This is a genomic window from Shinella sp. CPCC 101442 (genome assembly GCF_024704725.1).
In the GTDB taxonomy this organism is placed as follows: Bacteria; Pseudomonadota; Alphaproteobacteria; order Rhizobiales; family Rhizobiaceae; genus Shinella.
In genome coordinates, this window is sequence record NZ_JALIQS010000003.1 from 283579 (window position 1) to 308927 (window position 25349).

The following is a 25349-nucleotide window of genomic DNA, read 5'->3' on the forward strand; positions in this document are numbered from 1 at the left end:
GGTGTTTTGGCATTCAAATCGATTTACGACAAGCAAATGTTTGTTGAAACAGCGTTTTTAGAACTGTTTGAAATCACGGACCCGGCCGGTCGTCGCCATCGTCAAGAACACGCCAGGCCGCGCCCTCGACATCGTCGTACTGGCCGCTCTTCAGCGACCAGAGGAAGGCTCCAAGACCGAGCGCGCCGAGAAGAAGCGCGATGGGGATGAGGAAGATCAGCGTGTTCATGCGACTTGCACCATAGGCTTGACCGGACGGGCCTCGTCTGCAGCGCGCGCTGCGAAAGCCGGCAGCCGGGTGCGCAGCCGAAGCGAATTGACCACCACGATGATCGACGATGTGGACATGGCGATGGCGGCGATCAGCGGCGTGGCGTGGCCGAGAATGGCGATCGGCACGGCGATGACGTTGTACCCGACGGCGAGCGCAAAATTCTGCCGGATGAGACGGCCGGCACGGCGGGCGGTCTCATAGGCGAAGGGCACGGCCTCCAGGCTCTCATGCAGGAAGACGAAGTCCGCAGCCTGCCTTCCGACATCCGCCGCCGTGGCGGGCGCAATCGAGACATGGGCGGCAGCGAGCGCCGGCGCATCGTTGATGCCGTCGCCGACCATCAGCACGCGGTGGCCGCTGGCGGCACGTTCTGCCACGGCTTCGGTCTTCTCGCGCGGCGAGAGCGCGGCGCGCCAGCGGGCGATGCCCAGCGCACCGGCAATGCGGCCGACGGCGGGCGCACGGTCGCCGGACAGGATCGCCATGTCGATGCCATCCCGCTTGAGGGCGCTGATCGCCTCGCCGGCCCCCGTACGGAGGGCATCCTCGAAGCGGAAGGTTTCCAACGCCACGCCGTCGCAGGACAGCACGACCTCCGAAAGTCCATGCCCCTCCTCGCCATCCAAGGCCTTGCCGGTGGCGAAAGCGCGGTTGCCAAGACGCAGCAGGCCTTGCGGGGTCTTGGCCTCAAGGCCGCCGCCGGCCACCTCCTTCACCGCGTCGAAAATGGGCACGGGGCCGGAAATCGCGCCAGCCAGAGCAAGCGAAAGCGGATGGCGCGAATGGGTGGCGAGTGCAGCCGCAAGCGCGAGGTTTGCGCGGTTCACCTGGTCGCGATCGACGAGGCGCGGTTTGCCGAGTGTGAGCGTGCCGGTCTTGTCGAAGACGGCCGTGTCGATCTCCGCAAGACGCTCCATGGCCGAACCGTCCTTGACCATCACGCCGCCGGCAAAGAGCCGGCCGGCCGCCACGACCTGCACGACAGGAACGGCAAGGCCGAGCGCGCAGGGGCAGGTGATAATGAGGACCGCGATGGCAACGAGCATGGCATGCTTCCAGTCGCCATCATAAACACCCCATCCCAGGAACGAGACGAGCGCCAGCAGATGCACGGCCGGCGAATAGATCTGCGCGGCGCGGTCGGCAATGCGCCGGTAACGCGCCCTGCCCCCTTCGGCGGCCTCCATGAGGCCGATGACCTCGGACAGGAAGGAATTGCGGGCGGTCGCGACGGCCTCCACCAGCAGCGAACCGGTGAGGTTCATGGCGCCGGCCTCAAGCTGCATGCCGGGCGACGCGGCCAGCGGATCGCTCTCGCCATTGACGATGGAGCGGTCGATATCGCTCATGCCCGAAAGCACGCGGCAATCGACGGGAATGCGCTCGCCGGCAGCGATGGAAAGGTGTTCGCCGACAGCGATATCCTCGACGGGCCGGTAGTCGCGCGTGCCGTCCGGTAGCACGACCATGGCGCCGCGCGGCGAGAGACGTGCAAGGCCTGTTATGGCCGAGCGGGCGCGGTCGCGCATGACATGGTCCAGCGTTCGGCCGATGAGCAGGAAGAACAAAAGGCTTACGGTCGCGTCGAACCAGACGTGCTCGGCGCTGTGCAGCGTCTCCCAGAGCGAAACGGCGTAGGAGAGCGTGATGGCGAGTGCGATGGGCACGTCCATATTGGTGCGACCGTGGCGCAGCGCGTTCCAGGCCGACTGATAGAAGAAGCGGCCGGAATAGATCAGCGTCGGGCCGGCGATGAAGGCGGAGATCCAGTGGAAGAGGTCGCGCGTCGCATCTTCGGCGCCCGACCAGACGGACACCGACAGCAGCATGATATTGGTCGCCGCAAAGCCAGCGACCGCAACGGCGCGGATCAGCTGATTGCGCAGACGGTCGTCGCCTTCGGCGCCGAGCGCGAAGAGATGCGTGTCATAGCCCGTCGCGCGAATGGCGGCGGCAATGGTCTGCGGATCGGTGGGCCGGCCTTCGACCTCTTCCTTCCAGACGACCGAGACGCGGCGTGTCGAGAGATTGACACGTGAGCGCACGACTTCCGGCAGGGCGTTCACGGCGCCTTCGACGGTGGTGATGCAGGCGCCGCAATGCACGCCGGGCACGCTGAGATCGCTCTGGCGCAAACCGTCCCCCAGCGGACGGCTCGACAGCATCAGTTCTTCCGAAGAGGGCAGCGCATGGCTTGCGCGCCCGGCTTCGAGGGCACCTTCCGTGCCGGGTGCGCAGCAGCTCATTTCGCCCCTCCTGCGACGACGGTGCGCACGGTCTGGTGAAACACCTTCGTGCCGTCGCGCTTCGTGCTGATATCGACGATCCACTGGCCGGCCGTGATATCGCGCTCGGCGACGAAGAGCCCCAGCCCTTCCGACTCCAGCGCCAGCGTAAAGTCCTCGCGCTCGTCTACCGGGCGCTTGAAGGTCGCAATGATGTCATTGGCGATGACGGGCTCGCCTTTGGCGTCCACGACACGGTACGTGACGCGTCCAGCCTCGATGGTGAGGTTCCCCTCGATGCCACTCGCCGCAAAGGCCTTGGCCTCGGCCACCTTGCCGTTGAACTGCTGGCTGGCGACATAGGTGTTCTGCACCACGAGGCCGCTCCAGCTGTTCGAGGCATTCCAGGCCATGATGAGGTTCACGGTGATGATCGTTCCGAAGAACAGGACCATGATGCCGAGCATATGCCACCCGGTGAAGACGAAGCCCTGCTGTTGTTTGTTCCCAGTGGCCATCACTTTGCTCCCGGCGTATTGAAATTGGCGGAATAGACGTCGCGCTCGTGGCCCTGCCGGTCCTCGGCGATGATCTGGAAGCCCTCTGCGGCCTCGGCAAGCTTGTCCTTCGGCAGGGTGACGAAGACGCGCAGCGCCGTCACCTTGTCCGGATCGGCAGGCACGTCGACGCTGCGGGCATCGGCACTCTCGTGGCCAGAAATTTTCATGGTCGCACCGGGCATGCCCACGATCGAGACGGTGATGACGCGCGGCTCGGGGATCATGTTGAGCAGCTTCACCGCGTAACCGTTGCGGATCGAGCCGTCCGATTCGACGACGAATTGCGGGTTGCGGTCGTGGATGACGTTAAGATCCAGCCGATCGCGCGAGAGAAGCGCAAAGACGAGGCCGAGGCCCGCCAGCGACCAGACACCGAAATAGAGCAGCGTGCGTGGGCGAAAAATGATGCGCCAGTCGAAATGCTTGATCCTGCCGTCGAATTTGCCTTCCGCGTCACGCACGCGCTGGGGATCGATCGCCTGCGTGCCGCCGCCGGTCGCCAGCGCCATGTTGGCCGAATAGTCCGAAAGCGTCGCATAGGCGATCAGGCCCCGCTCCTTGCCGATCTTGTCCATCACGTTGTCGCAGGCATCGATGCAGAGCGCGCAGGTAATGCATTCCATCTGCTGGCCTTCGCGGATATCGATGCCCATGGGACAGACGACGACGCAGGCATTGCAATCCACGCAATCGCCGACGCTTTCGCCGGCCGCGACCGCCTTCTTGGCGTGGCGCGTGCGCGGCTCTCCGCGCCAGTCGTTGTAGGTGACGACCAGCGAGCTTTCATCCAGCATCGCCGCCTGGATGCGCGGCCACGGGCACATATAGGTGCAGACCTGCTCGCGCATGAGGCCGCCGAGCACATAGGTGGTTGCCGTGAGGACAGCGACGGTGATGTAGGCGACCGGCGGGGCCTGGAGGGTGACGAAATCGACGAGCAGCGTCGGGGCATCGGCGAAATAGAAAATCCACGCACCGCCGGTCGCGACCGCGATCACCAGCCAGGTGACATGCTTGCTGACGCGCTTCCAGACCTTGTCGAGGGTCCACGGTCCGGTGTCCAGTTTGATGCGGGCATTGCGGTCGCCCTCGATGGCGCGCTCCACGACGAGGAAGAGATCGACCCAGACGGTCTGCGGACAGGCGTAACCGCACCAGGCGCGGCCGACCGCCGACGTGACGAGGAAGAGCCCGAACCCCGCCATGACCAGCAGGCCGGCGACAAAAAAGAACTCCTGCGGCCAGATCTCGATGAAGAAGAAGTAGAACCGCCGGCCGGCGAGATCGACCAGCACCGCCTGATCCGGCGCATGCGGGCCGCGATCCCAGCGAATCCACGGCGTCAGGTAATAGATGCCGAGCGTGACCAGCATGACCAGCCACTTGAACTGGCGGAACCGGCCTTCGGCGCGCTTAGGAAAAATCTTCTTGCGCTTCTCGTAGAGCGGCTTGCGCACCTTTGCCGAGTTGACGGGCTCGGCGTCGTGGCGTTCGATGGAATTGTAGATCGTGGTGGTAGTCTTCTGCATGGGATTCGGCCGCACCTGTCGTTGTGCCACCACAATGACGCCAACAGCCCCCGCTATCGTTGATCTACGTCAAGTTTTGAGCACAGAGCAGCGTGGCGGGTTGCCGCACGGAAGGCCGCGGATGAAGGGCACGATTCTGGCGAAACGCTACGGCGACTACCGTGAATTCGCGGTGGGAGACGCACTTTCCGGCACCATTCGTTGCGCCTGGCTGCACAGTGCGCCGACGGAAGGCGCTGGCGCGCGTATCGCGGTGGTGCCGGATGGCTGCGTCGATCTGCTGTGGAGCGAACAGGGCTTTGTCATCGCCGGCCCTGACCGCACCGCGGCCTTTCCGATCCTGGCTCCAGGCACGACCATTCTTGGCCTGCGCTTCAGGCCGGGCATCGCCCGCCATCTGCTGCGCTGTGACCTCGATGCCCTCGCCGGCAAAGTCGTTGCCCTCGACGATCTGCGTCCCCGTGGCTTCAATTCCCATCACGAGCACCTGCTTGCGACCGGTAGCCCGATGAAACGCCTTCGGTTGCTGACGGAAATCTTCGCCAAGGAGATGCACGACCTGCCAGCGATCAGGCGCGATGCCGCAGCATTGGAAAGGCTGAGCGCCAGCCTGCCGGCGAAGGCCATTGCGGCCGAGCTTGGCGTGACGGAACGCACCCTGCGGCGCATCAGCACCGCGGAATTCGGCTATGGGCCCAAGACACTTGCGCGCATCCTGCGGCTTCAGACGCTGCTTGGCCGCATCGGCGAGAAAAACAGCGCGTTGGCTGATCTCGCGGCCGAGACCGGCTTCGCCGACCAGGCGCATATGAACCGCGACGTGCTGGCTCTGACGAGCCTCACGCCCGGGGAAATTCTGCGGCAGATGCGCGGCTGATTGTCCGTTTCATTCAAGACAACGGCCCCTGATCGCGTAAGCTCGCGCCAACAGGAGACGACAGATGACCACCTCAACCGCCCGCGTCATTCACCGGACCATCAAACGCGACTGGCGCGCGGTCTACGCTTTTGCCGCCCAGCCGGAAAACATGCCGCTCTGGGCCTCCGGCCTTGCCGCAGGCCTCACGCGCGATGGCGACGACTGGATCGCCGACGGCGGACCGATCGGCGATGTGCGCGTGCGCTTCGCCCCGCCCAACGATTTCGGCGTCATCGACCACCGGGTGACGCTGCCGAACGGGATGGTCGTCGACAACGCGCTGCGCGTCGTGCCGAACGGCGCTGATGCGGAAGTGATGTTCACGCTGCTGCGCCAGCCGGATATGGACGATGCAGCCTTTGAGTCGGATGCGGCGCATATCGCTCGAGATCTCGAAGCCCTGAAAAAACTTATGGAAGACAAGGAGAGCCCGCGATGAGTGGCAAGGGTGCCGATCGCAAGATCGACTATATCGAATTCAACGTTGCCGACATCTCCAGAAGCAAGGCCTTCTACGCCGACGCCTTCGGCTGGACCTTTACCGACTATGGCCCGGGCTATTGCGAATTCCAGGATGGCCGCCTCACCGGCGGCTTCACGACGCTGGCGCCGGTTTCCGCCAAGGGCGGCCCACTCGTCATCCTCTTTGCCCACGACCTCGAAGATGCGCTCGGCCGGGTTGAGAAAGCGGGAGGAACGATTGTGAAGCCGATTTTCGCGTTCCCCGGCGGCCGGCGCTTCCAGTTCGCCGATCCCGATGGTTACGAGCTGGCTGTCTGGTCCGACCGTTAACTTGCTTCCCGTAACGTCAATGTGATTGCCCTGATGATTTTTAACGAACGAATTCAGGCTTTCTCAATCGGACGCTCCTAAGGCAGGGCTTGCGATCCAACGAACGCGGGCCCGTTTCATGTACAAAATCCTCGGCAAGACATTGGCGGTCGCCGTGCTCTCCACATTGGCATCGCTCCTCATCAGCTTCGCCTTCGTGCCGTTGATGGGTGGCCAGGTCGCGGGCGCCGGCCTCGTCATGACCATCGCCTGCCCGATCGTGATCTCCATCCCCGCCTCGCTCGTGCATTTCTATCTCGGGGAGAAGCTGCGCTCGACAAACACGGCGCTCGCGGCGGCACGGGACGAACTGGCCGCCGCCTATACGCGCCTCCAGCATCAGGCGCGGCGCGATGCCCTGACCGGTCTCCTCAACCGCGCGACATTCATGACGGAACTCGAGACCCGGAGCCAGGCCGGCATGCATGGCGGCCTGCTGTTCCTCGATCTCGATCACTTCAAGTCGATCAACGACCGTTTCGGCCACGCGACGGGCGACGCGGCGCTGGAACGTGTCGGCGCTCTTCTCTCGGAACTCGCACGGGAGGATGACATCGTCGGTCGTCTCGGTGGCGAGGAGTTCGCGATTTTCCTGAATGCCGCCTCGCCCGCGCGCATGCTCGACCACTCCCAGACGGTTCGCGAGGCGGTGGAAGCCATCGACCTGTTTTCGTCCTCCGGCCAGCGCATCCCGCTCGGCATCAGTATCGGGGCTTTCCACTGCGCGCCGCGCTTCAATCCGGCGGAAGCGCTCGCAGCCTCCGACCGCAACCTCTATCGCGCGAAATCCTCGGGCCGAAACATGGTCGTCGCATGAAAAAGGCCGCGGAAACCGCGGCCTTTTTCTTTCTTATGGCCCCAAAGCTTACTCGCCGCCGCCCAGGGAATGGACGAAGATGGCGAGCTGCTTGACCGAGGGATCGCCGAGGCGCGGCAGCCAGGCGGGCATGACACCGTGCTTGGGAGCCTTGACCTGTGCGGCGATAGCGGCCTCGCCCTCACCCTTCAGCCAGATGGCGTCGGCAAGGTTCGGGGCGCCCATCTCGCGGTTGCCCTTGGCATCCTCGCCGTGGCAGGCCGCGCAGTTGTCGGCGAAGACTTGGCTGCCGGGTTCGACGAGGCCTGCATCAGACGGAGTGCCGGTCAAGCTGACGACATAGGCGGCCACCTGCTTGATCTGGTCGGGTTCGAGGATCTCGCCATAGGCGGGCATTTCCGCGACGCGGGTCTCGTCGTCGCCGGGATGGCGGATACCGTGCGCGATCGTCTGGTAAATGTCATCCACCGTACCGCCCCAGACCCAATCGTCGTCGTTGAGGTTCGGAAAGCCGACGAAGCCGGCCGCACCGGAACCATGGCACTGCGCACAGTTGACCTTGAAGGCCGAGGCCCCGCCAGCGATCGCGAACTGCGAGAGCTGCGGATCTGCCATGATCTCCTGCAGCGACGACTTGGCGATACGATCCACGAAGGCGGACTGCGCCTGCTTCGCATCGGCAAGCTCGGTTGCGATGTTGGCGCGGCTCGACCAGCCGAGCATGCCGGTCGTCGCATCCGAAATCAGCGGCCAGGCCGGAAACGCGATCGTGTAACCGATTGCCCAGAGGATCGTGGCGTAGAAGGTCCAGACCCACCAGCGCGGCATCGGGTTGTTGAGTTCCCGGATACCGTCCCATTCGTGGCCGGTGGTTTCGACGCCCGAGATTTCGTCAATATGTTTCTCGGCCATGATCAGTCCTCCTTGAGAGGGATTTCAGCGGCCCGTTCGGCGGCCTTGCGGGCGCCGGGGCGGAAGACGAAGGCGACGACGGCCAGGAAGAACAGCGTCATGGCGAGAAGCGCCCAGCTGTCGGCGAAGTGGCGCATGGCGGTATAGGTTTCCATGGGCCCCTCCTCAGCGGTAACCGGCGGCGTCGTCATAGGTGGAGAAGTCCACCAGCGTGCCGAGCATCTGCAGATAGGCGACAAGCGCGTCCATTTCGGTGAGCTTCGCCGGGTCGCCATCGAAGTCGCCGAGTTTGGCCTTCGGATAGCGCGCCTCGATGCCGGACGTGTCGGCATTCGGATCGGCCTGCGCCTTCATGTCGGCCGCCGCGTTTTCCAGCATCTCGTCCGTATAGGGCACGCCGACGGCGCGGTTGGCCGACAGGTGCATCGAGATGGCCTTCACATCGACCGGCGTTTCCTTGAGGAAGGCGTAGCTCGGCATCACCGATTCCGGCACGACCGAGCGCGGCTCGATCAGGTGCTGGACGTGCCACTCGTTCGAGTAGCGGTCGCCGACGCGGGCGAGATCCGGCCCCGTGCGCTTCGAACCCCACTGGAACGGATGGTCGTACATCGACTCCGCCGCCAGCGAGTAGTGCCCGTAGCGTTCCACCTCGTCGCGGAACGGCCGGATCATCTGGCTATGACAGGTGTAGCAGCCCTCGCGGACGTAGATGTCGCGACCGGCGAGTTCCAGCGGCGAGTAAGGCCGCATGCCCTCCACCTTCTCGATGGTGTTTTCGAGGTAGAACAGCGGGGCGATCTCGACGATGCCGCCGATAGAGACGACGAGCAGCGAGCCAACGAGGAGAAGCGTCGCGTTGCGTTCAAGGATGGCGTGTTTATCAAGAATGGACATCGCGTCCCCTCCTATTCGGCCGGCTGGAGCGCGGGCGTGGCACCCGGGATCGGGGCCTCGTCACGCTGGTAGCCGAGGATTGTCATGGTCACGTTGTAGGCCATGATGAGCGCACCCAGCAGGAACAGCCCACCGCCGACGGCACGCAGCACGTAGTAGGGGAACATGGCGGCGATCGTTTCGGCGAACGAGTAGACCAGGAAGCCCTGCTCGTCGTATTCGCGCCACATCAGGCCTTGCTGGATGCCGGCAACCCACATGACGGCGGCGTAGACGACGATGCCGAGGGTGGCGAGCCAGAAGTGCCAGTTGACCATGCGGATCGAGTAGAGCCGCTCACGCTTCCACAGTTTCGGCACGAGGAAGTAGACCGCGCCGAAGGTGATGAGGCCGTTCCATCCGAGCGCACCCGAATGCACGTGGCCGATCGTCCAGTCCGTGTAGTGGCTGAGCGAATTGACCGACTTGATCGACATCATCGGCCCTTCGAAGGTCGCCATGCCGTAGAAGGCGATGGCCATGACCATCATGCGCACGATCGGGTCGGTACGGATCTTGTCCCAGGCGCCCTGGAGCGTCATCAGGCCGTTGATCATGCCGCCCCACGAGGGCATCCAGAGCATGATGGAGAAGACCATGCCGAGTGTCTGCGCCCAGTCCGGCAGCGCCGTATAGTGCAGGTGGTGCGGGCCGGCCCAGATGTACATGAAGATCAGGGCCCAGAAGTGGATGATCGACAGGCGGTAGGAATAGACCGGCCGGTTCACCTGCTTGGGCACGAAATAGTACATCATGCCGAGGAAGCCGGCCGTCAGGAAGAAGCCGACGGCGTTGTGGCCGTACCACCACTGGGTCAGCGCATCCTGCACGCCCGAGAATGCCGAATAGCTCTTCACGCCAAGGAACGAGACCGGGACGGCCAGGTTGTTGACGATGTGCAGCATCGCAACAGTGACGATGAAGGCGAGAAAGAACCAGTTCGCCACATAGATGTGGGGTTCCTTGCGGGTCATGATCGTGCCGAGGAAGACGATCAGATAGGCGACCCAGACGATGGTCAGCCAGATGTCGACATACCATTCCGGCTCGGCATATTCCCTGCCCTGCGTGATGCCGAGCAGATAGCCGGTGGCGGCCATGATGATGAAGAGCTGATAGCCCCAGAACACGAACCAGCCGAGATTGCCGCCGAAAAGGCGGGCGCGCGAGGTGCGCTGCACGACATAGAACGAAGTCGCGATCAACGCGTTGCCGCAGAAGGCGAAGATGACCGCCGAGGTGTGCAGCGGGCGCACGCGGCCGAAGTTGAGCCACGGCTCGATATTGAGATCGGGAAAGGCCAGCTGCGCAGCGACAACGACGCCGATCAGGAAGCCGACGACGCCCCAGAACACTGTCGCGATGACACCGTACTTGATGACCTCGTCGAAATAGCCGTCACCAGCGTGCGAGGGTAGAGCGGGCGATGCGGGCGCGAAAGTGATGTGCCGCACCATGAGAATCGTCGCCCCGAGGAGCACGAAGAAGAGAACCCACATATGGCTCTCGAAGAGCCGGTCATGGGCAAAGGCCGCGCCGAGAAGGGCGAGAAACGCCCCTACGGCAAGGATAATCGTTTCGGTCAAGTATTTCACGTTGGCATCCCCCAACTCGTCAAGGTCCCGCATCGACCGGCTCCCACACGGAATCGGCCTTTGCGCTCGATTGAGCCTTCGCAGATGCGCAAGGAAGCATCCTTGACATGGATCAAGGCGCGAGACGGAAGCCGGCGGCATCAAAGGACAGGTTGACGCAGCCGCGCGTCGTGAGACGCCGCGGCCCTTCCCAAACGAGGGAACACGAGATGACGGATTACAATGGTATCGCCCGGCTGCTTTCGGATCGCCCGACGGACGCCGTTTCGCTCGACTGGCTGAAGAAAGCCCACGACGCCCAGCTGACGCTCTGCACTGCGCTTGAGGAAATCGCCGACAGCCTGCCGGCCAACGTCAACCGGCAGAAGTGCATATACGCCGCCAAATCATTGATTCCACTGGTGAATGGCGTGCATCGCTATGAAGAGGAAGCCGTATTCCCGCTTCTGGAGCGTCGAAACTCCAGCGACGGGGAGCTCGCCTCCTCCATCGCGCGGCTGAAATTCGAGCATGTCGAAGACGAATGTTTTGCGGAAGAACTGACCGATACGCTGACGCGGCTGGGCAGCGGCGACGGCACGGTCAACGCAGAAGCCGCGGGCTACATGCTCCGCGGCTTCTTCGAATCGATCCGGCGTCACATCGCCTTCGAACAGCAGTTCATGCTGCGCGGGGACCGGCTGGCGTCCTGATCCTCAGGCCGCGATCGGTCCGCGCGCTTCCTGCATCGGCTGCAGCACAAGGATTGCGCCGAGCACATTTCCGGCTGCCGACATGCAGGGTGTCATGCGGCAGCGCGTGGCGATCGAGCCCGGACGCGGAGAAATATAGTTGTATTCGACGATCTCTCCCGCAAAACAGCGGTCCAGGTGTCGCTTGACGCGCGACTCGAACCGCTGAACACCGACAAATTCGGCAATGTGCCGGCCAACGAGATCCATGGGCTTCTCGCACAAGCTCTCGGCATTCAGCGGGTTGGAATAGAGATAGCGGTAATCCGTCGTTATGACCGCCACCCGGTCTGGCAAGCTGTCGAGGATTGCCTCGTTGATCAGGCCATCCTCCACCACACGCGGCGACATGACGGGACGGCCTGCCTCGGGAAACTCGACGCGAAAGGGGCGTACAGTCTCATCGGCGCCGAAATAGCGATCCAGCAGAAGCTTGAAATTATGCGCCTGCCGGAGCACGCAGGCCTTGTCCTCTGCCTCTTCGCGAAGCAGCTCCACCACGAACTGGAATTGGATCTTGAGGTCGGAGACGTCAGCGGCCTCCTTGTGTAGTACGGCTGCCAGCGCCGGTTCGATTTCCCTGTCCAGCATGGAAACGAGTCTCTCATTTCCAGTCTTTATTGCATGCTGGAGTTGCGAATACTTAAACCAGAACAACTCTACAAGAGCTTTCAATTCATGCTCCCTGAATTGCTGAAATCTACAGCAATTTGATCACTTACATTATTCAATCTGTCCGGAAATAAGATACGGTTTTGACCGTCACCTCCCTGAATTTCGCTATCCAAAGCGCTTACATTAGCAAAATGGTAACAGCGCAGAGGAGGATGTCAAACCCATATTTGATAAAATTGCGTATTTTTGGAATAATGAACACGTTCAAAATTGAGCGTGAAGAAAGAAATGATAAGCACTCAAGTAATAAGGGTGCGCTTGATATTCCAACGGTCATGATACCAGAGCCATTGGCCGGGATATTCCCGCACCCATTGCTCGACCTTGTCGTTCAGCATCTGCGCCGTCGCATCGACATCGACAGCACCGTTCTCCTTGCGCGGGATCGCCATCGCCGGCTCCAGCTCCAGCCGGTAACGATTGCCCGGCAGGCGGATGCAGCGCGCCGGATAGACCTCGCAATCGAACTGGCGCACCAGCTTGGCCAGCAGCGGATTGGTCTGCACGTCGCGCCCGAAGAACTGCGTCGGCAGGCCCTTGGTGAACTTCTGGTCGACAAGCACACCCACCGGCCCGCCGCCATCCAGCTTGCGCGCCAGCGTGAAGGAGGAGCCGGCATGCGAGGGCACGAGATGGCCCATGCGCGCGCGGCGGAACTCGAACACCTTGTCGGCGACGTAGGGATTGTTGGGCGGGCGAAAAAGCACCGTCACATCCAGGCCGAAGGCAGCGCCCGCGACCGGAAGAAGCTCGAAATTGCCGGTATGGGCGGTGAAGACGATGAAGGGGCGCGGATTGTCGCGAAGATCCACGAAGAGTGGGATGCCGGACACTTCGATGCGGCCCGGCGTCGTCTTTTCGGGATCGAAATCGAACAACTTGTCGAGGAAGACATATTCGGCGGCAAGCCGGCCCATATTGCCCCAGGCGTCAAGCGCGATCGCCTGGATGTCAGCCTCGGATTTTTCCGGAAAGGCATTGCGCAGATTGGTCAGCGTCAGCGTGTGGCGGCCCGTCTTGGGGCCGATCCAGCGCACCAGGCGGTCGGCGAAGTTGATCGCCCCATCCGCCGGGAACAGTTTTAGCAAATTGAGCAGACCGAAGGCGAACTGCGCCACCAGCCAGTCCTTGGTGTTGCGCAGCGCCAGGACAAGACGTGTGACCAGCATCTTCATGGGATCAATCCAGTCTGAGGACGATCTTGCCGAAGATCTGGCGCGATTCCATACGCTCCAGCGCGGTGGCGATACCGTCGAAGGTAATTTCGGTATCGATGACCGGGTGCACGACGCCGCGCGCCATCTTCTGCATGGCGTCAGCCATGTTTTCCATGCGGCAGCCGAAGGAGCCGAGCAGCTTCAACTGCTGCTGGAAGAGCATCATCAGGTTCATGTCCGTGGAGACGCCCGAGGTGGAGCCGCAGGTGACGAGGCGGCCGCCGCGCTTCATGCAGAGCATGGAGCCTGCCCAGGTGTCCTTGCCGACATGTTCGAAGACGACGTCGACGCCCTTCTTCTTGGTCAGCTTGCGCACCACGCCCTCGAAGCGGTCTTCGCGATAGTTGATGACGTGGTCGGCGCCGAGCGCCTTGGCCTTCTCGATCTTGTCGTTGGAGCCGACGGTCGTAATGACGGTGCAGCCGGTCTTTTTGGCAAGCTGGATCGCGGCCGTGCCGATGCCGGAGCCACCGGCATGGACGAGGATCGTTTCGCCGGGCTGAAGCTTGGCGTTGTCGAACAGCATGTGCTCGACCGTGCCGAAGGTGACCGGCGCAAGCGCCGCCGCGACCGCATCGATGCCGGGCGGTGCCGGGACCAGCAGGCGGGCGGGAAGATTGACCTTCTCCTGCGCGAAGCCATCGAGATGGAAGCCGTGCACGCCGCCGACATGTTCGCAGAGATTGTCGCGCTTCTCGCGGCAAGGCTTGCAAAGGCCGCAGGTGCGCGCGCCGTAGATCGAGACGAGCTGGCCGGGCAGCACGTTGGACACACCCGGACCGAGCGTTTCAACGACGCCGGCGGCTTCCGCGCCGATGACCAGCGGCATCTTGCGCTTGGCAAAGGCCATGCCGCGCCAGCCCCAGACGTCGATATGGTTGAGCGCGACGGCTTTGACGCGCAGCGTCACTTCGCCGGGGCCGGGAGCATCCGGTTCCGGGATGTCGGTCAGTTCGAGCTTGCGGTCGTCGAGAAGCTGCAGGGCACGCATGGGCAAATTCCTATCAGGCCGGCTCGGCCGTCATCACGAGGCTGGCGTTCTGGCCGCCGAAGCCGAAGGAGTTGGAAAGAACGGCCGTGACGCGCGCATCGCGCTTCACGTTCGGCACGACGTCGAGAAGGATCGTCGGGTCGGGGTTCGTGTAGTTGATGGTGGGCGGCAGCGTACCGGTCAGCATGGTCTGAATCGAGAACACTGCCTCGACCGCACCGGCCGCCGTCAGCGTATGGCCGATCATCGACTTGTTGGACGACACCGCGATGCCCGCCAGCTTGTCGCCGAACACGGTCGACATGGAGAGATACTCCATCTTGTCGTTTTCCGGCGTCGATGTGCCGTGGGCATTGATGTAGCCGATGCCGCTCTCGTCGATGCCGGCGTCTTCCAGCGCAGCCCTGATGGTCGCGATTGCCGGGCCGCCATCCGGCGAGGAGCGTGTGCGATGGAAATGGTCGGCCTTCTCCCCGCAGCCCTTGAGAATGCCCAGCACCTTGGCACCGCGAGCAATCGCCGATTCCAACGATTCCAGCACGAGCGTCGCCGCACCCTCGGCGATGACGAAGCCGTCGCGATCCTTGCTGAACGGCTTGGATGCCTTGGTCGGCGGGTCGTTCTGCGTCGAAAGGGCGGAAAGCAGCGCGAAGCGAATGAGGGCTTCGGCCGTGACCGAACCGTCGGTGCCGACGGTCAGCGCGCGGTCTGTACGGCCCTGGCGGATCGCCTCGACGCCGAGCTGGATGGCGGTGGCACCCGAGGCACAGGCGGTCGACAGGGTCACCGGCAGGCCGCGCGTGCCATAGCGGTCGGCAAGGCGCTCGGAAATCGAGCCGAAAGCCCAGGCCTCATGCAAGGCCGGCTCGGCCTTCTCGCGCAAAACAGCGAGGAAACGGTCATAGGCGTCGCCGGGACGCTGCGATGGCGGCGCGCGGTCTGCGAGCGCGAAACGGTCACGCCAGTCGGGCTCGATCGGCGGCGCGGCGAGGAAGAGCGGGCCGCCGAACTCACCGGAAATACCGGCCTGCGCCAGCGCCTCGTCCGTCGTTTCGCGGGCGTAGGCGTAAGAGCGCTCGACCGGGTTCTCGTTGGGAACGGTGATGAAATCGACCGTGCCGGAAATGCGAGTGTTCAGCCCGTCGACCGGGAAGCGCGTGATATCGTGGATGCCGGACACGCCGCCCGTCAGCGCGGCCCAATTGTCCTTGAGGCCCTGCCCGAGCGAAGTGACGACGCCCATGCCTGTCACGGCAACGATGGGGCGACCGAGATGATCCCTGTATGCGGCTTTCGTCATGGCCGGAACCTCACTTCTCTGCCGAAAGGATAGCGACGCCCTCGCCGCGCGAATGACCGACCGTCGTGACGACAGCCGTCCTGGCGGCAGCGTCCATGGCGGCCTCGGCCGCCGTTTCGAACGGAGCGACCGTGATGCCCGCGCCGAGCGTCAGCGCGGCGAGCGCGAGGCCGAGCGGAAACTGCGCCTCGAGCGCCTGGCCGGTGACGGCGCTGAAGCCGCGCACCGGGCTGCCGGCAAAACGGCTGTCGAGCCAGGTCTTTTCCCGGGCCGTCGCGCCATGTTCGCCGGATGCGCCGGAGAAGACCACGGTCCCCGCCCCGGCTTCCGCGCCTTCGGCGAGACGCTCGAGGCGGGTTTCGAGCCGGCCGTCGTCGCGCGCGCCGCGATCGCCTCCAATGGCGTCGATGGTCGCATAGATGCGCGCACCGCGCGCTTCAGCATGTTCGCGGGATTCGAGAATGAGGAAAGCTGCCGCCGTGCCCGTGATGATGCCGCCACCGGCATTTTCGTCACGCGACCAGAGCGGCGCCCAGCCGCCCGTCGCATGGGCGCCGATGGCTTCATAGAGCAGGATGACGTCCTGGCGCTCTGCAACCAGCGCACTGCCGACGAGCGTATGCGTCGACTGGCCGGAGCGGATACGGTGGAAAGCGGTTTCGACGGCGCTGATGCCCGCCGCTTCCTCGCCCATGAAGGTGCGGGAGGAACCGGTGACCTTGTGCACGATGGAAATGTTGCCGGCGAGCAGATTGGAAAGCTGGGCGAGGAAGAGCGTCGGACGCAGTTCCGTCGTCAGCTTCTCGTTGAGCAGACGTTCGCGGTCGTTACGCTTCAGGCCTTCGTCGACGATCAGCGAGTCGACATTGATATCGCGCTCGCCGCCGCCGGCCGCGACGATCATGTCCATTGTGCCGCAGGCTTCGGCATCGTCCTTGAAGCCGGCGTCATCGAGTGCGAGACCGGCGGTGAAGACGCCGAGACGCTGCCAGTTCTCCATCTGGCGCTGGTCGCCGCGCTTGGCGATCTGCTGGTTCCAGTCGATCTCGGGCATCGGGTGCACCGGATAGGGCGCGAAGCGCTCCGTCTCGATCTTCAAACCCGGCGCCGTCGCAGCACCGAGGATCGCCACATGGGCCTCGGCCCCGACACCCTGACAGGTGACGATGCCGACGCCCGTGATCACCACATCGTTGTTCGCCATGTTAGTTCCCTTCAGCAGACGCTGCGAGCGCCTCGAACAAACCCACCTCGCCCGCGCGCTTGCGAACGATGTCCGCCAGCGGCACTTCGGCAAACGGCATGGTGCGCAGCTTCAGCTGTGCATCGCAGACTTTCTTGCCGGCGGAGGTAATCCGCGTCTTGGTCACGGCATAACCCGAACCGTCATGCTCCAGCACGGCCTCGATGTCGAGCACGGCGTCCGGCTCGACGAAGGTGCGCATCTTGGCGCCGTCGACACTCATCAGGAAGGGCATCGCCGCGAAATCGGTCGCCGCCAGCACTAGGAAACCGGAGGCCTGCGCCATGGTCTCGATGAGAAGCACGCCCGGAACGAGCGGCATGCCGGGAAAATGCCCTTCGAAGACCGGGCTCTTGGAAGGCACGACCGAGCGGGCGTTGAGCACGCGGCGCGCGCCGTCAACGGCTTCCACGCGGTCGATCATCTGGAAATATTCAAGCAACATCGGATTGTCGTCCCTGGCAGGGTCCGGAAATCGAAAGGCCTGCCGAAGACGGCAGGCCATGTGTCCTGTGCACCGGGATCGCCCGGAACAGAGCCGCTAACGCAGCCGGGCGGTCTCGCCTCAGGCCTTGGCAGCCCGCAGTTCGTCGATCTTCGCGCAGAGGTTCTTCAGGACGAAATATTCTTCCGTCGCGACCTTGCCTTCGTTGACGTCCTGCGTCCACTTTTCAAGCGGAATCTTGATGCCGAATTCCTTGTCGATCGCAAAAACGATGTCGAGGAAATCAAGGCTGTCGATGCCGAGATCGTCGATGGTGTGGCTGTCCGGAGTGATCGTCTCGCGATCGATCTCGCTCGTCTCAGCAATGATGTCGGCAACCTTGTCGAATGTAGCAGTCACGCCCATACCTCATGAATCTATAGTTGGGCCGATCCTATAGGGAAAACAGACGCGATTGCCAATGGGGTTGATGAGGGCCCTGCGTACTGCACGCGGCTGTGTTGCGCAAACAGCATGGCCGCCCCGACGATCAGACGGCCATGGAATGCCGGCCCCGGCCACTCGAAAGATGCGCGTCGAAGACTGCCGCAACGGTCCGCGCGAAAGGTCGGCCCGTCGCCGTCAACAGGAAGCAGTCGCCCTCGATACGGCAGAGACCATCCCTGTCGGAGGCGGCAAAGGCGTTCGCCTCGGCCCTTATCAGGCGGGAAAATGCGGGGAAACGGGTTGCGACATCCGCAAAGGAAAAGCCGAAATCGCACATGACGCGCTCGATGACGAAGGCGCGGGCACGGTCCTCTTCCGTCAGGGCATAGCCGCGCACGGCGACGATGCCGCCCTCCGCCGCCCGGCGCAGATATTCGCTCGTTGCCGGCATGTTCTGGATATAGCCCTGCGGCAGCTGGCCGATGGCCGAAGCGCCGAGCCCGATCAGCGCGTCCGCCTGATCGTCGGTGTAACCCTGGAAATTGCGGCGGAGCGTGCCGTTTCGCGCCGCTACGGCAAGTCGGTCGGCGGGCAACGCGAAATGGTCGATGCCTACAGCCTCGTAGCCTGCCGCCAGCAGCATCTCCGCCGCCATCCGCATCTGGCCGAAGCGCTCGACAACACCGGGCAAGGCCGCCTCGTCGATCATCGTCTGGTGCTTCTTCATCCAGGGCACATGGGCGTAGCCGAAGAGCGCGATGCGATCCGGTGCCAGCGAGATGACGGCGCGGACGGTTTCGCCAAGCGTTTCCATGGTCTGGAACGGCAGGCCATAGAGAATGTCGCAATTGACCGAGCGCACACCTCTTACCCGCGCCGCCTCCACCACACCGCGCGTCTGCTCGAAAGTCTGGATGCGGTTGATCGCCTTCTGAACCTTCGGATCGAAATCCTGGATGCCGAGGCTGGCGCGTGTCATGCCGATATCGGCGAGCGCGTCGTGCCTTTCGTCATCGAGATCATTCGGATCCATCTCGACGGAAATCTCGGCGTCGTCAGCGAAGGTGAAATTTGCATCGAGACAGGTTTTTAGCGCGCGCATGTCATCTGGCCGCAGCAATGTGGGCGAGCCGCCGCCGAAATGCAGCGCGGTAACAGGCGCATCTTTCGCGACGCGACCGCCAATGCCACCGATCTCGGCATGGAGCCCTTTGAGATAGGCCTCGACCGGCTCGTAGCGCAGCGTCTGCTTGGTATGGCAGGCGCAGAACCAGCAAAGTCGATCGCAATAGGGGATGTGCACATAGAGCGAGAGGCGATTCGCCGCCGAAAGCGATGCCAGCCAGTCGGAATAGACCTCCGGTCCGATACTTTCGTTGAAATGCGGCGCGGTCGGATAGCTTGTATAGCGCGGAACCGGCGACGAAAGGCGTTGTACGAGGTTGTCCTGCATGGGTCTCTCCTAACTCGCGAAGGAAATAACCCGAAGAACCTGTGCGCCATTTGATTTTGATCAAGTGCAAGCCGGAATGCTTGCGCTAGGATTTGACAATAGTCAGGAAGCGCTCTTTTGCCGCTGGACGGTACGCTTTAAGTTCATGGCTGCGTGCGATAGCACGGCAATATTGCGCCGCTTAGCCGCCGGGCGAAAGGAAAAGCCGCTATGGAAGTTCGCCGCCAAGATATCCATAATTCCGATATTCCGCTCGTCTGTCGCGCCTGTGAGGCGCGCCATGGCGGTGTCTGTAGCGCGCTTTCGGCCGAGCAGTTGACCGAACTCAACAAGCATTCCTTCCGCCATCGCCTGGAAACCGGCGCCGAGGTGATCGGCCAGGGCGAGACGGTTGTGAACTATTCCAACATCATGCGCGGCGTCGTGAAGTTGACGAAGATCATGGCGGATGGTCGCCAGCAGATCGTCGGCCTGCAGTTCGCGCCCGACTTCCTCGGCCGCCCCTTCCTGACGGAAAGCGCCATCACGGCGGAAGCCGCCACCGACAGCGAAGTCTGCAACTTCCCGCGCAACGTGCTCGACCGGCTTGTCAAAAGGACGCCGGAACTGGAGCACATGCTGCACCAGCAGGCGCTCAAGGAGCTGGACGAGGCGCGCGACTGGATGCTGACGCTGGGCCGCAAGACGGCGCAGGAGAAGGTCGCAAGCTTCCTCTACCTCATCGCCACCCATATCGACCCCGAAAGCGTCGACATGTCGGCTTTCGACCTGCCGCTCTCGCGCGCCGATATCGCCGACTTCCTCGGGCTGACCATCGAGACAGTCAGCCGCCAGTTCACCAAGCTGCGCAAGGAAAACGTCATCCGCATCGAAAACAACCGGCATGTCACCGTTCCCGACATGGACCGGCTGATGCGCTATGCCGGCAACGACTGAGGCGTTCATTTATCTCGATGCGCTTCCGTGCGGAAAACCGGCAACCGCTTTTCCCGGAAATGCCTAGCGCGTGATCACGATCTTCGTATTGGACAACCCATTGCGGTTTGCCATCTGAAAGAAGGTCGCCGCGTTGTTCGGGTGCAGGCGCACGCAGCCATGCGAGGCCGGGCGGCCGAGACGCTTCGTCTCGTAGGTCGCGTGAACCGCATAACCGCCCTTGAAGAACACCGCGAACGGCATGGGCGCATTGTTGTATTTGCGCGAACGATGGTTGCGCGATGCCCATTTTGCCGACCAGCTGCCCGTCGGCGTGCCGTAACCCTGGCGGCCTGTCGATACGCGCCAGCGATATTTTACCATGCCATTCTGAGTAACGACCATGGTTTGCGAAGAAATGCTGATCTGGGCGACGAGGTTGGCTGACAGTGCAGCCTCGGTCTGAAACAAGACAAGAAGGAACGCGACGGCAGTCGCAAACAAGGTACGCATGACTTCCCCTCTAAACGCTTCTGCATGGCTTCGAGGCCATGTCTCACGACGAGACAGAATATAGACGTTTCAGCCTTCCGCAATATTGACGGGGGTGGCGAAAAGAAAACGAAGTTAAGGCGTAAAATTTTATCGACCGACGAGGGCTGCGCTCAAAGCAAAGCCACGAGAAGTGCTGCGAGCAGGACAGCGCCGGCAAGACTGGCGCAGGCGGCAGAGAAAATCCGCAAGGAAAGATCGATGTCGGCGACCGTCGCAATCGTGCGGCCGCTCGCATTCATCATGGGTTCGTCGACACGCGCGCCGCCATAGATGCGCGGGCCGGCAAGACCGACGCCGACGGCGCCCGCCATGGCCGCTTCCGGCCAGCCGGAATTGGGCGAGCGGTGAAGGCCGGCATCGCGCAGCGCCGTGCCGATTGCCGCACGCGCCGCCGCCCTGCTTTTGCGCAGCCATGCCCCAGCCGCGATGAAGAGGATGGACGCCCGCGCGGCGGGCCAGTTGGCAAGATCGTCCAGCCGGGCGGAAGCCCAGCCGAAATCGAGATATTTCGCATTCTTGTGGCCGATCATGGAATCGGCGGTGTTCAGCATCTTGTAGGCGAAGAGGCCCGGCAGGCCGAGCAGCGCATACCAGAGCGCCGGCGCCACCACGCCGTCGGAAAAATTCTCGGCAAGGCTCTCGATGCCGGCGCGGCAGATGGCAGGCTCGTCGAGTGTTGCCGGATCGCGCCCGACGATCATCGAAACCGCCTGTCGCCCGCCATCGACGCCGCCGCGCTTGAGGCCTGTGGAGACGGCCCGAACATGGTCGTGCAGGCTCTTCTGGGCGAGGAGGATCGCGACGATGACGACTTCGGCAACCACGCCGAGAACGCCAAGCCGCACGAGCAGCGCGTGAACGACGAAGCCCAGGAACAGACTGGCGGCCAGCAGCACAGCAATGACTGCCGCGCCGTTGAAGCGCTTCGTATCGGCGGAAAGCCGCTTGCCGTTGAAGAGCTTGTCCATCACCCCGATCGCCCGGCCGAACAGGACGACGGGATGCGACACGCGCCGCCACACCTTGTCCGGGTCACCGACGAGGCGATCGAGGACCAGCGCGAAGAACAGGATGAGCAGCGTGGCGGTCATCGGTCAGCCCGCTCTGTCCGCGAGCGCCGCAGCAAGACGCTCATCGCCCCGGCTGTCAGCGGCGAGACCGAAGCGCAACCAATGCGGATTGTAGTCGAAGGGGCGCACGAGGATACGGCGACGGCAGAGATGTTCTTGGATGGCCGCAGCATCCGGGTGCTCGACCAGCGAGAAGAGCCCGGTGCCGCCGATGACATCAAGACCGGCGGCGGTGAGCGTGGCATCAAGTGCCGCTTTGCGCGCCGTGATGGCGTCGCGAATAGACCCTGTGTCCGACGTCATCAGCTTTGTCGCGATGGTCAATGCCGGTCCCGAGACGGCCCAGGGGCCGAGACCATCCTCGATACGATCGAGCACGGCGCTTTCGCCAATGACAAAGCCAAGGCGCAGGCCGGCAAGGCCGAAGAATTTGCCGAAGGAGCGGAAGACCAGAAGGCCTGGCATGTCGTCGCCGGCAAGCGGCGCGATGCAGGTTTCCGGCTGCATGTCGCCGAAGGCCTCATCCACGATCAACAGACCGCCTTTGCCCGAAAGGCGCGCATGAAGCGCAAGCAATGTGTCCCGATCGATCAGGTGACCGGTGGGATTGTTCGGATTGACGACGACGACGAGGCCATGGGCGTCGGTGATATCGTGAAGGCTTGCGACGCGATCCACCGCGACGCCGGCATTGTCCAGCACGCGGGCGTATTCGCCATAGGTCGGCGACAGCACAGCCGCACGCTGGCCGGCGGGAACCAGGCGCGGCAGAAGCTGGATGACCGACTGCGTGCCGGGTACGGGCAGCGGCAGAGCGTGGGGCGTGGCGTAGTAGCAGGCGGCGGCGGCGCGGGCCTCGTCCTGCCTGTATCGATCCGGCAGGCGATGCCAGGCGGCGACGTCGATCGCGGGAAGCGCGACGGGAGACGGATTGATGCCCGTGGACAGGTCCAGCCAGTCTTCCGGCCTGCCGCCGAAGCGTGCGGCGGCAGCGGCGATCCCGCCGCCATGCACGATGCGCGGCGCGTTCATGCCGCCTCCGGCGCAAGGTCGATGAGATGCATGTAGGAGCCGCTGACAGCGCCGCGGCGGAGACCGGCATCGCCGAGCGCTTCACCCATGGCGTCCCTGACGGCAAAGAGACGGTCCGCCTCGCCTTCCATCACGACGGTCGAGTAGTGGAATTCATGCGCCGTCATCGGCGCGGTAAAGCCGGAGCCGGAAAGCGGCGTGACCAGGCGGTAACCGAGATGGCGGCGACGTTCGGCGAAGCTGGTGACAAGCGGCAGGAGGCCGAGCATGCCGTAGCGGGACCCATCCGCCGCAACAAGTCCTTCCCCCAACACCATGTAGCCCCCGCATTCGCCATAGATGCGCGCGCCCCGGCGCGCCGCATCCTGCATGCCTAGGCGGAAACGGCCGGCATTGGCAAGGGTTTCGGCGTGCAGTTCCGGATAACCGCCAGGCAGATACACAGCATCCGCATCGGCGGCGGGCATCTCGTCGGCAAGGGGCGAGAAGAAGCTGAGGCTTGCCCCCGCAGAACGCCAGCCCATCAGCAGATGCTCGTAGGCGAAGGCAAAGGCGGTGTCGCGCGCTATGGCGACGTGCTGGCCGAGCGGCGGCAGCAGGGAAACGGCCGATATCCTTGGAAGGGCATGGCGTCCCGCAACGGACAGAAGGCGCTCGATATCACAGCAGCGCGCCACGATTTGCGCCGCACGCGCGATAAAACCCTCAAGCCCGCCATGTTCGCCGGCTTGTACCAGTCCGAGATGGCGTTCCGGCAGGGCAAGCCCGGCATCCCGCTCCACTACGCCGAAAATCTCGATGCCGCTCGCGTCCAGCGCACCGCGCAGCATCATCTCGTGTTTCCGGCTGCCGACCTTGTTGAGGATGACGCCGGCCACGCGGATATCGTTGCGGAAATCGGCATAGCCCTTCACCATGGCGGCGACGGACTGCGACAGGCGGCTGCAATCGACGACGAGCACGACCGGCAGGCCGAGTGTGGTGGCAAGATCGGCCGGCGCACCGGTGCCGTCGGCGGCACCGTCGAAAAGCCCCATCATCGCCTCGACGAGCAGGAAGTCCCCCTCGCCCGCCTGCATCGCGGCATTGGCGCGGATGAGTTCGGGACGCATGGCCCAGGGGTCATAGTTCAGGCAGGCGCGGCGGCTGGCGGCGGCATGGAAGGCGGGATCGATGTAGTCCGGCCCAGCCTTGCCGGAAACGAGCGGCACGCCCGCATCGGCAAGTGCCCGCGCCAGCCCGAGCGTCACCGTCGTCTTGCCGGAGCCGGACGCGGGCGCTGCGATCAGCAGACCGCTCATGCCTGGTCTTTCATGTCTCGCGAGCCGAACGGATCAGGCACGAGCTTGCGGCCCTGCGTCAGCGCACCGAGCCAATCGAGCGAAGCCCGCAGACGCACCACCTCGCCAACCACGACGATAGCCGGAGGTTCGATGCCGGCGGCCTCGACATCGGCTTCGGCCCCGCCGAGCGTCGTTTCCAGTACCCGCTGCTCTGAGGTCGCGGCATTGCAGACGAAGGCGACAGGCTCATGCGCCGAGCGGCCGGCGGCGATGAGGTTTTCGGCGATCTGACCGATATGCTTCATCGCCATGTACATGACGATGACGGGCGAGCCCTTGGCGATGCCTTCCCAGTTGATGCGGTCGGGCACCAGACCAGACGAATCGTGGCCGGTGAGGAAGGTAACGGCGTGGTTCACCTCGCGGTGCGTCACGGGGATACCGGCATAGGCAAGTCCACCGATACCGGCGGTGATGCCCGGAACGATGCGGAAGGGTATGCCGTGTTCGATCAGTGTCAGCGCCTCCTCGCCGCCGCGCCCGAAGACGAAGGGGTCGCCGCCCTTGAGGCGCAGCACCCGATGCCCGGCGCGCGCCAGCTCGACCAGCCGAAGTGAGATGTCGCGCTGCTTGTGCGAGGGCTTGCCGCCGCGCTTGCCGGCAAATTCCAGCGCCGCGCCGGGGCGCGCAAGCGACAGGCACTCGGCATTGACCAGAGCGTCATGCACGATGACATCGGCCTGCTGCAGGGCGTTCGCGGCATGCAGCGTCAAAAGGCCGGGATCACCGGGCCCGGCACCGACCAGCCAGACGCTGCCCTTTTCCATCGGCGGGAGGGCGGAAAAGAGGGTCTGCATCACGCGTGCTCCCGGCTTGAATCACAATGCGAAGGAGCGGAATCGCCTCCCGAGGAAACCACGGCAAGCAACTGGAAAGATTCGGCGATCGCCACCGTCGCATGGGGCGACTTGGTCTTTTCCGCGACGAGCCGACCGCCCTTGCCCGCCTGCGCCAGCGCGGCCGCCTCCGCGACGCCGTGGCAACCGGTATGGGCGAAGACGATGGCGGACGGGTTGGCAAGGCGCGGCGTCTCGGCTTCGAGGCGCGCGGCGGGAAACGTCACCAGCGGCACGGAGAAATGGCGGGCAACCGCGTGCATTGCCGGCTCTTCCGCACGCGCATCCAGCGTCGCGACAAAGGCGACATCGTCGGGAACCGCGCCAAGGCGCGCGAGCGTGGCAAGGGAAAGGTTCAGGGCTTCGGCAGACGGAGTGCCACGTTCGCAGCCAAGGCCAAGGACGAGGAAACGTCCGGTTCCGGGGGATGGGGCCTCAGCGTGCATGGCGGTCTCTCGCAAAATTCCACGCGAAAGAGCCCGGCTTCGCCGTCTTCCGACAGTTCCGGCTATGGCCCCG

At 63.7% G+C, this 25349-nt stretch carries 28 protein-coding genes; 6 read left to right on the forward strand and 22 right to left on the reverse strand.

Annotated elements, in window-relative coordinates; all coding sequences use genetic code 11:
• Positions 1-73 precede the first annotated feature (73 nt).
• The 4 genes from ccoS to ccoG are packed head-to-tail and all read right to left on the reverse strand — an operon-like array spanning position 74 to position 4588.
• On the reverse strand, positions 74-229 hold the full coding sequence (gene ccoS / locus MUO32_RS11965; protein WP_257948523.1) for a cbb3-type cytochrome oxidase assembly protein CcoS: 156 nt from the start codon (positions 227-229) through the stop codon (positions 74-76).
• On the reverse strand, positions 226-2520 hold the full coding sequence (locus MUO32_RS11970) for a cation-translocating P-type ATPase (RefSeq protein WP_257948524.1): 2295 nt from the start codon (positions 2518-2520) through the stop codon (positions 226-228). The genes ccoS and MUO32_RS11970 overlap by 4 nt, the downstream gene beginning before the upstream one ends.
• Positions 2517-3017, reverse strand: a complete 501-nt coding sequence (locus MUO32_RS11975; RefSeq protein WP_257948525.1) for a FixH family protein — start codon at positions 3015-3017, stop codon at positions 2517-2519. The genes MUO32_RS11970 and MUO32_RS11975 overlap by 4 nt, the downstream gene beginning before the upstream one ends.
• Positions 3017-4588 carry a cytochrome c oxidase accessory protein CcoG gene (gene ccoG / locus MUO32_RS11980; protein WP_257948526.1) on the reverse strand — a complete coding sequence of 524 codons (1572 nt, stop codon included), beginning with the start codon at positions 4586-4588 and terminating at the stop codon, positions 3017-3019. Before ccoG ends, MUO32_RS11975 begins: the two co-directional genes overlap by 1 nt.
• A gap of 121 nt (positions 4589-4709) precedes the next feature.
• Here ccoG and MUO32_RS11985 point away from each other — a divergent pair, with 121 nt between their 5' ends.
• From MUO32_RS11985 to MUO32_RS12000, 4 genes are all read left to right on the forward strand, one after another.
• On the forward strand, positions 4710-5465 hold the full coding sequence (locus tag MUO32_RS11985) for an AraC family transcriptional regulator (protein ID WP_257948527.1): 756 nt from the start codon (positions 4710-4712) through the stop codon (positions 5463-5465).
• A 64-nt stretch (positions 5466-5529) separates the two neighbouring features.
• A complete protein-coding gene (locus MUO32_RS11990) occupies positions 5530-5946 on the forward strand; it encodes an SRPBCC family protein (protein ID WP_257948528.1) in 417 nt (138 codons plus the stop codon).
• On the forward strand, positions 5943-6299 hold the full coding sequence (locus MUO32_RS11995; RefSeq protein ID WP_257948529.1) for a VOC family protein: 357 nt from the start codon (positions 5943-5945) through the stop codon (positions 6297-6299). The genes MUO32_RS11990 and MUO32_RS11995 overlap by 4 nt, the downstream gene beginning before the upstream one ends.
• A 118-nt stretch (positions 6300-6417) precedes the next feature.
• On the forward strand, positions 6418-7155 hold the full coding sequence (locus MUO32_RS12000) for a GGDEF domain-containing protein (RefSeq protein ID WP_257948530.1): 738 nt from the start codon (positions 6418-6420) through the stop codon (positions 7153-7155).
• A gap of 48 nt (positions 7156-7203) precedes the next feature.
• On the opposite strand, the gene ccoP is transcribed toward MUO32_RS12000, so the two are convergent.
• Genes ccoP through ccoN form a run of 4 tightly spaced genes read right to left on the reverse strand, consistent with a single transcriptional unit; the run spans position 7204 to position 10598 of the window.
• Positions 7204-8067, reverse strand: a complete 864-nt coding sequence (gene ccoP / locus MUO32_RS12005; RefSeq protein ID WP_257948531.1) for a cytochrome-c oxidase, cbb3-type subunit III — start codon at positions 8065-8067, stop codon at positions 7204-7206.
• 2 nt (positions 8068-8069) lie between these two features.
• A complete protein-coding gene (locus MUO32_RS12010; protein WP_069058482.1) occupies positions 8070-8222 on the reverse strand; it encodes a CcoQ/FixQ family Cbb3-type cytochrome c oxidase assembly chaperone in 153 nt (50 codons plus the stop codon).
• Between the two features lie 10 nt (positions 8223-8232).
• Positions 8233-8964, reverse strand: coding sequence for a cytochrome-c oxidase, cbb3-type subunit II (gene ccoO, locus MUO32_RS12015; RefSeq protein ID WP_069058481.1), 732 nt, complete (start codon positions 8962-8964; stop codon positions 8233-8235).
• An 11-nt stretch (positions 8965-8975) separates the two neighbouring features.
• A complete protein-coding gene (gene ccoN, locus MUO32_RS12020) occupies positions 8976-10598 on the reverse strand; it encodes a cytochrome-c oxidase, cbb3-type subunit I (RefSeq protein WP_257948532.1) in 1623 nt (540 codons plus the stop codon).
• A 209-nt stretch (positions 10599-10807) separates the two neighbouring features.
• Between ccoN and MUO32_RS12025 the strand changes: the two genes are divergently transcribed.
• Positions 10808-11290, forward strand: a complete 483-nt coding sequence (locus MUO32_RS12025; RefSeq protein ID WP_257948533.1) for a hemerythrin domain-containing protein — start codon at positions 10808-10810, stop codon at positions 11288-11290.
• 3 nt (positions 11291-11293) lie between these two features.
• Here the strand turns inward: MUO32_RS12025 and MUO32_RS12030 are convergent, their stop codons facing one another.
• The 8 genes from MUO32_RS12030 to hemN form a co-directional block, all read right to left on the reverse strand.
• Positions 11294-12004, reverse strand: coding sequence for a PAS domain-containing protein (locus MUO32_RS12030; RefSeq protein ID WP_257948534.1), 711 nt, complete (start codon positions 12002-12004; stop codon positions 11294-11296).
• Between the two features lie 239 nt (positions 12005-12243).
• Positions 12244-13173 carry a lipid A biosynthesis lauroyl acyltransferase gene (locus MUO32_RS12035; RefSeq protein ID WP_257949208.1) on the reverse strand — a complete coding sequence of 310 codons (930 nt, stop codon included), beginning with the start codon at positions 13171-13173 and terminating at the stop codon, positions 12244-12246.
• Between the two features lie 10 nt (positions 13174-13183).
• Complete coding sequence (locus MUO32_RS12040; protein ID WP_257948536.1) at positions 13184-14212, reverse strand: zinc-binding dehydrogenase; 1029 nt, start codon at positions 14210-14212, stop codon at positions 13184-13186.
• Between the two features lie 13 nt (positions 14213-14225).
• Positions 14226-15512, reverse strand: a complete 1287-nt coding sequence (locus MUO32_RS12045; RefSeq protein WP_257948537.1) for a beta-ketoacyl-ACP synthase — start codon at positions 15510-15512, stop codon at positions 14226-14228.
• A 10-nt stretch (positions 15513-15522) separates the two neighbouring features.
• On the reverse strand, positions 15523-16716 hold the full coding sequence (locus MUO32_RS12050) for a beta-ketoacyl-ACP synthase (protein WP_257948538.1): 1194 nt from the start codon (positions 16714-16716) through the stop codon (positions 15523-15525).
• A 1-nt stretch (position 16717) separates the two neighbouring features.
• Positions 16718-17200: a 3-hydroxyacyl-ACP dehydratase FabZ family protein gene (locus MUO32_RS12055; RefSeq protein WP_257948539.1), complete on the reverse strand. Its 483-nt coding sequence runs from the start codon at positions 17198-17200 to the stop codon at positions 16718-16720.
• 120 nt (positions 17201-17320) lie between these two features.
• Positions 17321-17605 carry an acyl carrier protein gene (locus tag MUO32_RS12060; protein WP_150129872.1) on the reverse strand — a complete coding sequence of 95 codons (285 nt, stop codon included), beginning with the start codon at positions 17603-17605 and terminating at the stop codon, positions 17321-17323.
• A 124-nt stretch (positions 17606-17729) separates the two neighbouring features.
• Positions 17730-19079: an oxygen-independent coproporphyrinogen III oxidase gene (gene hemN / locus MUO32_RS12065; RefSeq protein ID WP_257948540.1), complete on the reverse strand. Its 1350-nt coding sequence runs from the start codon at positions 19077-19079 to the stop codon at positions 17730-17732.
• Between the two features lie 210 nt (positions 19080-19289).
• On the opposite strand from hemN, the gene MUO32_RS12070 reads away from it, so the two are divergent.
• Positions 19290-20015 carry a Crp/Fnr family transcriptional regulator gene (locus MUO32_RS12070; RefSeq protein WP_257948541.1) on the forward strand — a complete coding sequence of 242 codons (726 nt, stop codon included), beginning with the start codon at positions 19290-19292 and terminating at the stop codon, positions 20013-20015.
• A gap of 63 nt (positions 20016-20078) precedes the next feature.
• Here the strand turns inward: MUO32_RS12070 and MUO32_RS12075 are convergent, their stop codons facing one another.
• The 6 genes from MUO32_RS12075 to MUO32_RS12100 all read right to left on the reverse strand — a co-directional run bounded on the left by MUO32_RS12075 (position 20079) and on the right by MUO32_RS12100 (position 25276).
• Positions 20079-20507, reverse strand: coding sequence for a L,D-transpeptidase (locus MUO32_RS12075; RefSeq protein ID WP_257948542.1), 429 nt, complete (start codon positions 20505-20507; stop codon positions 20079-20081).
• Positions 20508-20659: 152 nt separating this feature from the next.
• A complete protein-coding gene (gene cbiB / locus MUO32_RS12080) occupies positions 20660-21640 on the reverse strand; it encodes an adenosylcobinamide-phosphate synthase CbiB (protein ID WP_257948543.1) in 981 nt (326 codons plus the stop codon).
• Between the two features lie 3 nt (positions 21641-21643).
• Positions 21644-22651, reverse strand: coding sequence for a threonine-phosphate decarboxylase CobD (gene cobD, locus MUO32_RS12085; protein ID WP_257948544.1), 1008 nt, complete (start codon positions 22649-22651; stop codon positions 21644-21646).
• Positions 22648-23952 (reverse strand): cobyrinate a,c-diamide synthase, encoded by a 1305-nt coding sequence (locus tag MUO32_RS12090; RefSeq protein WP_257948545.1) that lies wholly within the window; start codon positions 23950-23952, stop codon positions 22648-22650. Before MUO32_RS12090 ends, cobD begins: the two co-directional genes overlap by 4 nt.
• Positions 23949-24791: a uroporphyrinogen-III C-methyltransferase gene (gene cobA, locus MUO32_RS12095; RefSeq protein WP_257949209.1), complete on the reverse strand. Its 843-nt coding sequence runs from the start codon at positions 24789-24791 to the stop codon at positions 23949-23951. The genes MUO32_RS12090 and cobA overlap by 4 nt, the downstream gene beginning before the upstream one ends.
• Positions 24791-25276: a cobalamin biosynthesis protein gene (locus MUO32_RS12100; RefSeq protein WP_257948546.1), complete on the reverse strand. Its 486-nt coding sequence runs from the start codon at positions 25274-25276 to the stop codon at positions 24791-24793. Before MUO32_RS12100 ends, cobA begins: the two co-directional genes overlap by 1 nt.
• Between the last annotated feature and the right edge of the window lie 73 nt (positions 25277-25349).

Coding starts and splice junctions, on each gene's coding strand:
- MUO32_RS12055 (WP_257948539.1), bottom strand. CDS start 17,200: ATGTTGCTTGAATATTTCCAGATGATCGACCGCGTGGAAGCCGTTGAC.
- ccoG (WP_257948526.1), bottom strand. CDS start 4,588: ATGCAGAAGACTACCACCACGATCTACAATTCCATCGAACGCCACGAC.
- MUO32_RS12075 (WP_257948542.1), bottom strand. CDS start 20,507: ATGCGTACCTTGTTTGCGACTGCCGTCGCGTTCCTTCTTGTCTTGTTT.
- MUO32_RS12025 (WP_257948533.1), top strand. CDS start 10,808: ATGACGGATTACAATGGTATCGCCCGGCTGCTTTCGGATCGCCCGACG.
- MUO32_RS12070 (WP_257948541.1), top strand. CDS start 19,290: ATGGAAGTTCGCCGCCAAGATATCCATAATTCCGATATTCCGCTCGTC.
- MUO32_RS12090 (WP_257948545.1), bottom strand. CDS start 23,952: ATGAGCGGTCTGCTGATCGCAGCGCCCGCGTCCGGCTCCGGCAAGACG.
- hemN (WP_257948540.1), bottom strand. CDS start 19,079: ATGCAGGACAACCTCGTACAACGCCTTTCGTCGCCGGTTCCGCGCTAT.
- MUO32_RS11985 (WP_257948527.1), top strand. CDS start 4,710: ATGAAGGGCACGATTCTGGCGAAACGCTACGGCGACTACCGTGAATTC.
- cobD (WP_257948544.1), bottom strand. CDS start 22,651: ATGAACGCGCCGCGCATCGTGCATGGCGGCGGGATCGCCGCTGCCGCC.
- MUO32_RS12060 (WP_150129872.1), bottom strand. CDS start 17,605: ATGGGCGTGACTGCTACATTCGACAAGGTTGCCGACATCATTGCTGAG.
- ccoP (WP_257948531.1), bottom strand. CDS start 8,067: ATGGCCGAGAAACATATTGACGAAATCTCGGGCGTCGAAACCACCGGC.
- MUO32_RS12100 (WP_257948546.1), bottom strand. CDS start 25,276: ATGCACGCTGAGGCCCCATCCCCCGGAACCGGACGTTTCCTCGTCCTT.
- MUO32_RS11995 (WP_257948529.1), top strand. CDS start 5,943: ATGAGTGGCAAGGGTGCCGATCGCAAGATCGACTATATCGAATTCAAC.
- ccoS (WP_257948523.1), bottom strand. CDS start 229: ATGAACACGCTGATCTTCCTCATCCCCATCGCGCTTCTTCTCGGCGCG.
- cbiB (WP_257948543.1), bottom strand. CDS start 21,640: ATGACCGCCACGCTGCTCATCCTGTTCTTCGCGCTGGTCCTCGATCGC.
- MUO32_RS11990 (WP_257948528.1), top strand. CDS start 5,530: ATGACCACCTCAACCGCCCGCGTCATTCACCGGACCATCAAACGCGAC.
- MUO32_RS12040 (WP_257948536.1), bottom strand. CDS start 14,212: ATGCGTGCCCTGCAGCTTCTCGACGACCGCAAGCTCGAACTGACCGAC.
- MUO32_RS12035 (WP_257949208.1), bottom strand. CDS start 13,173: ATGCTGGTCACACGTCTTGTCCTGGCGCTGCGCAACACCAAGGACTGG.
- ccoO (WP_069058481.1), bottom strand. CDS start 8,964: ATGTCCATTCTTGATAAACACGCCATCCTTGAACGCAACGCGACGCTT.
- MUO32_RS12045 (WP_257948537.1), bottom strand. CDS start 15,512: ATGACGAAAGCCGCATACAGGGATCATCTCGGTCGCCCCATCGTTGCC.
- MUO32_RS11975 (WP_257948525.1), bottom strand. CDS start 3,017: ATGGCCACTGGGAACAAACAACAGCAGGGCTTCGTCTTCACCGGGTGG.
- MUO32_RS12010 (WP_069058482.1), bottom strand. CDS start 8,222: ATGGAAACCTATACCGCCATGCGCCACTTCGCCGACAGCTGGGCGCTT.
- MUO32_RS12050 (WP_257948538.1), bottom strand. CDS start 16,716: ATGGCGAACAACGATGTGGTGATCACGGGCGTCGGCATCGTCACCTGT.
- cobA (WP_257949209.1), bottom strand. CDS start 24,791: ATGCAGACCCTCTTTTCCGCCCTCCCGCCGATGGAAAAGGGCAGCGTC.
- MUO32_RS12000 (WP_257948530.1), top strand. CDS start 6,418: ATGTACAAAATCCTCGGCAAGACATTGGCGGTCGCCGTGCTCTCCACA.
- MUO32_RS11970 (WP_257948524.1), bottom strand. CDS start 2,520: ATGAGCTGCTGCGCACCCGGCACGGAAGGTGCCCTCGAAGCCGGGCGC.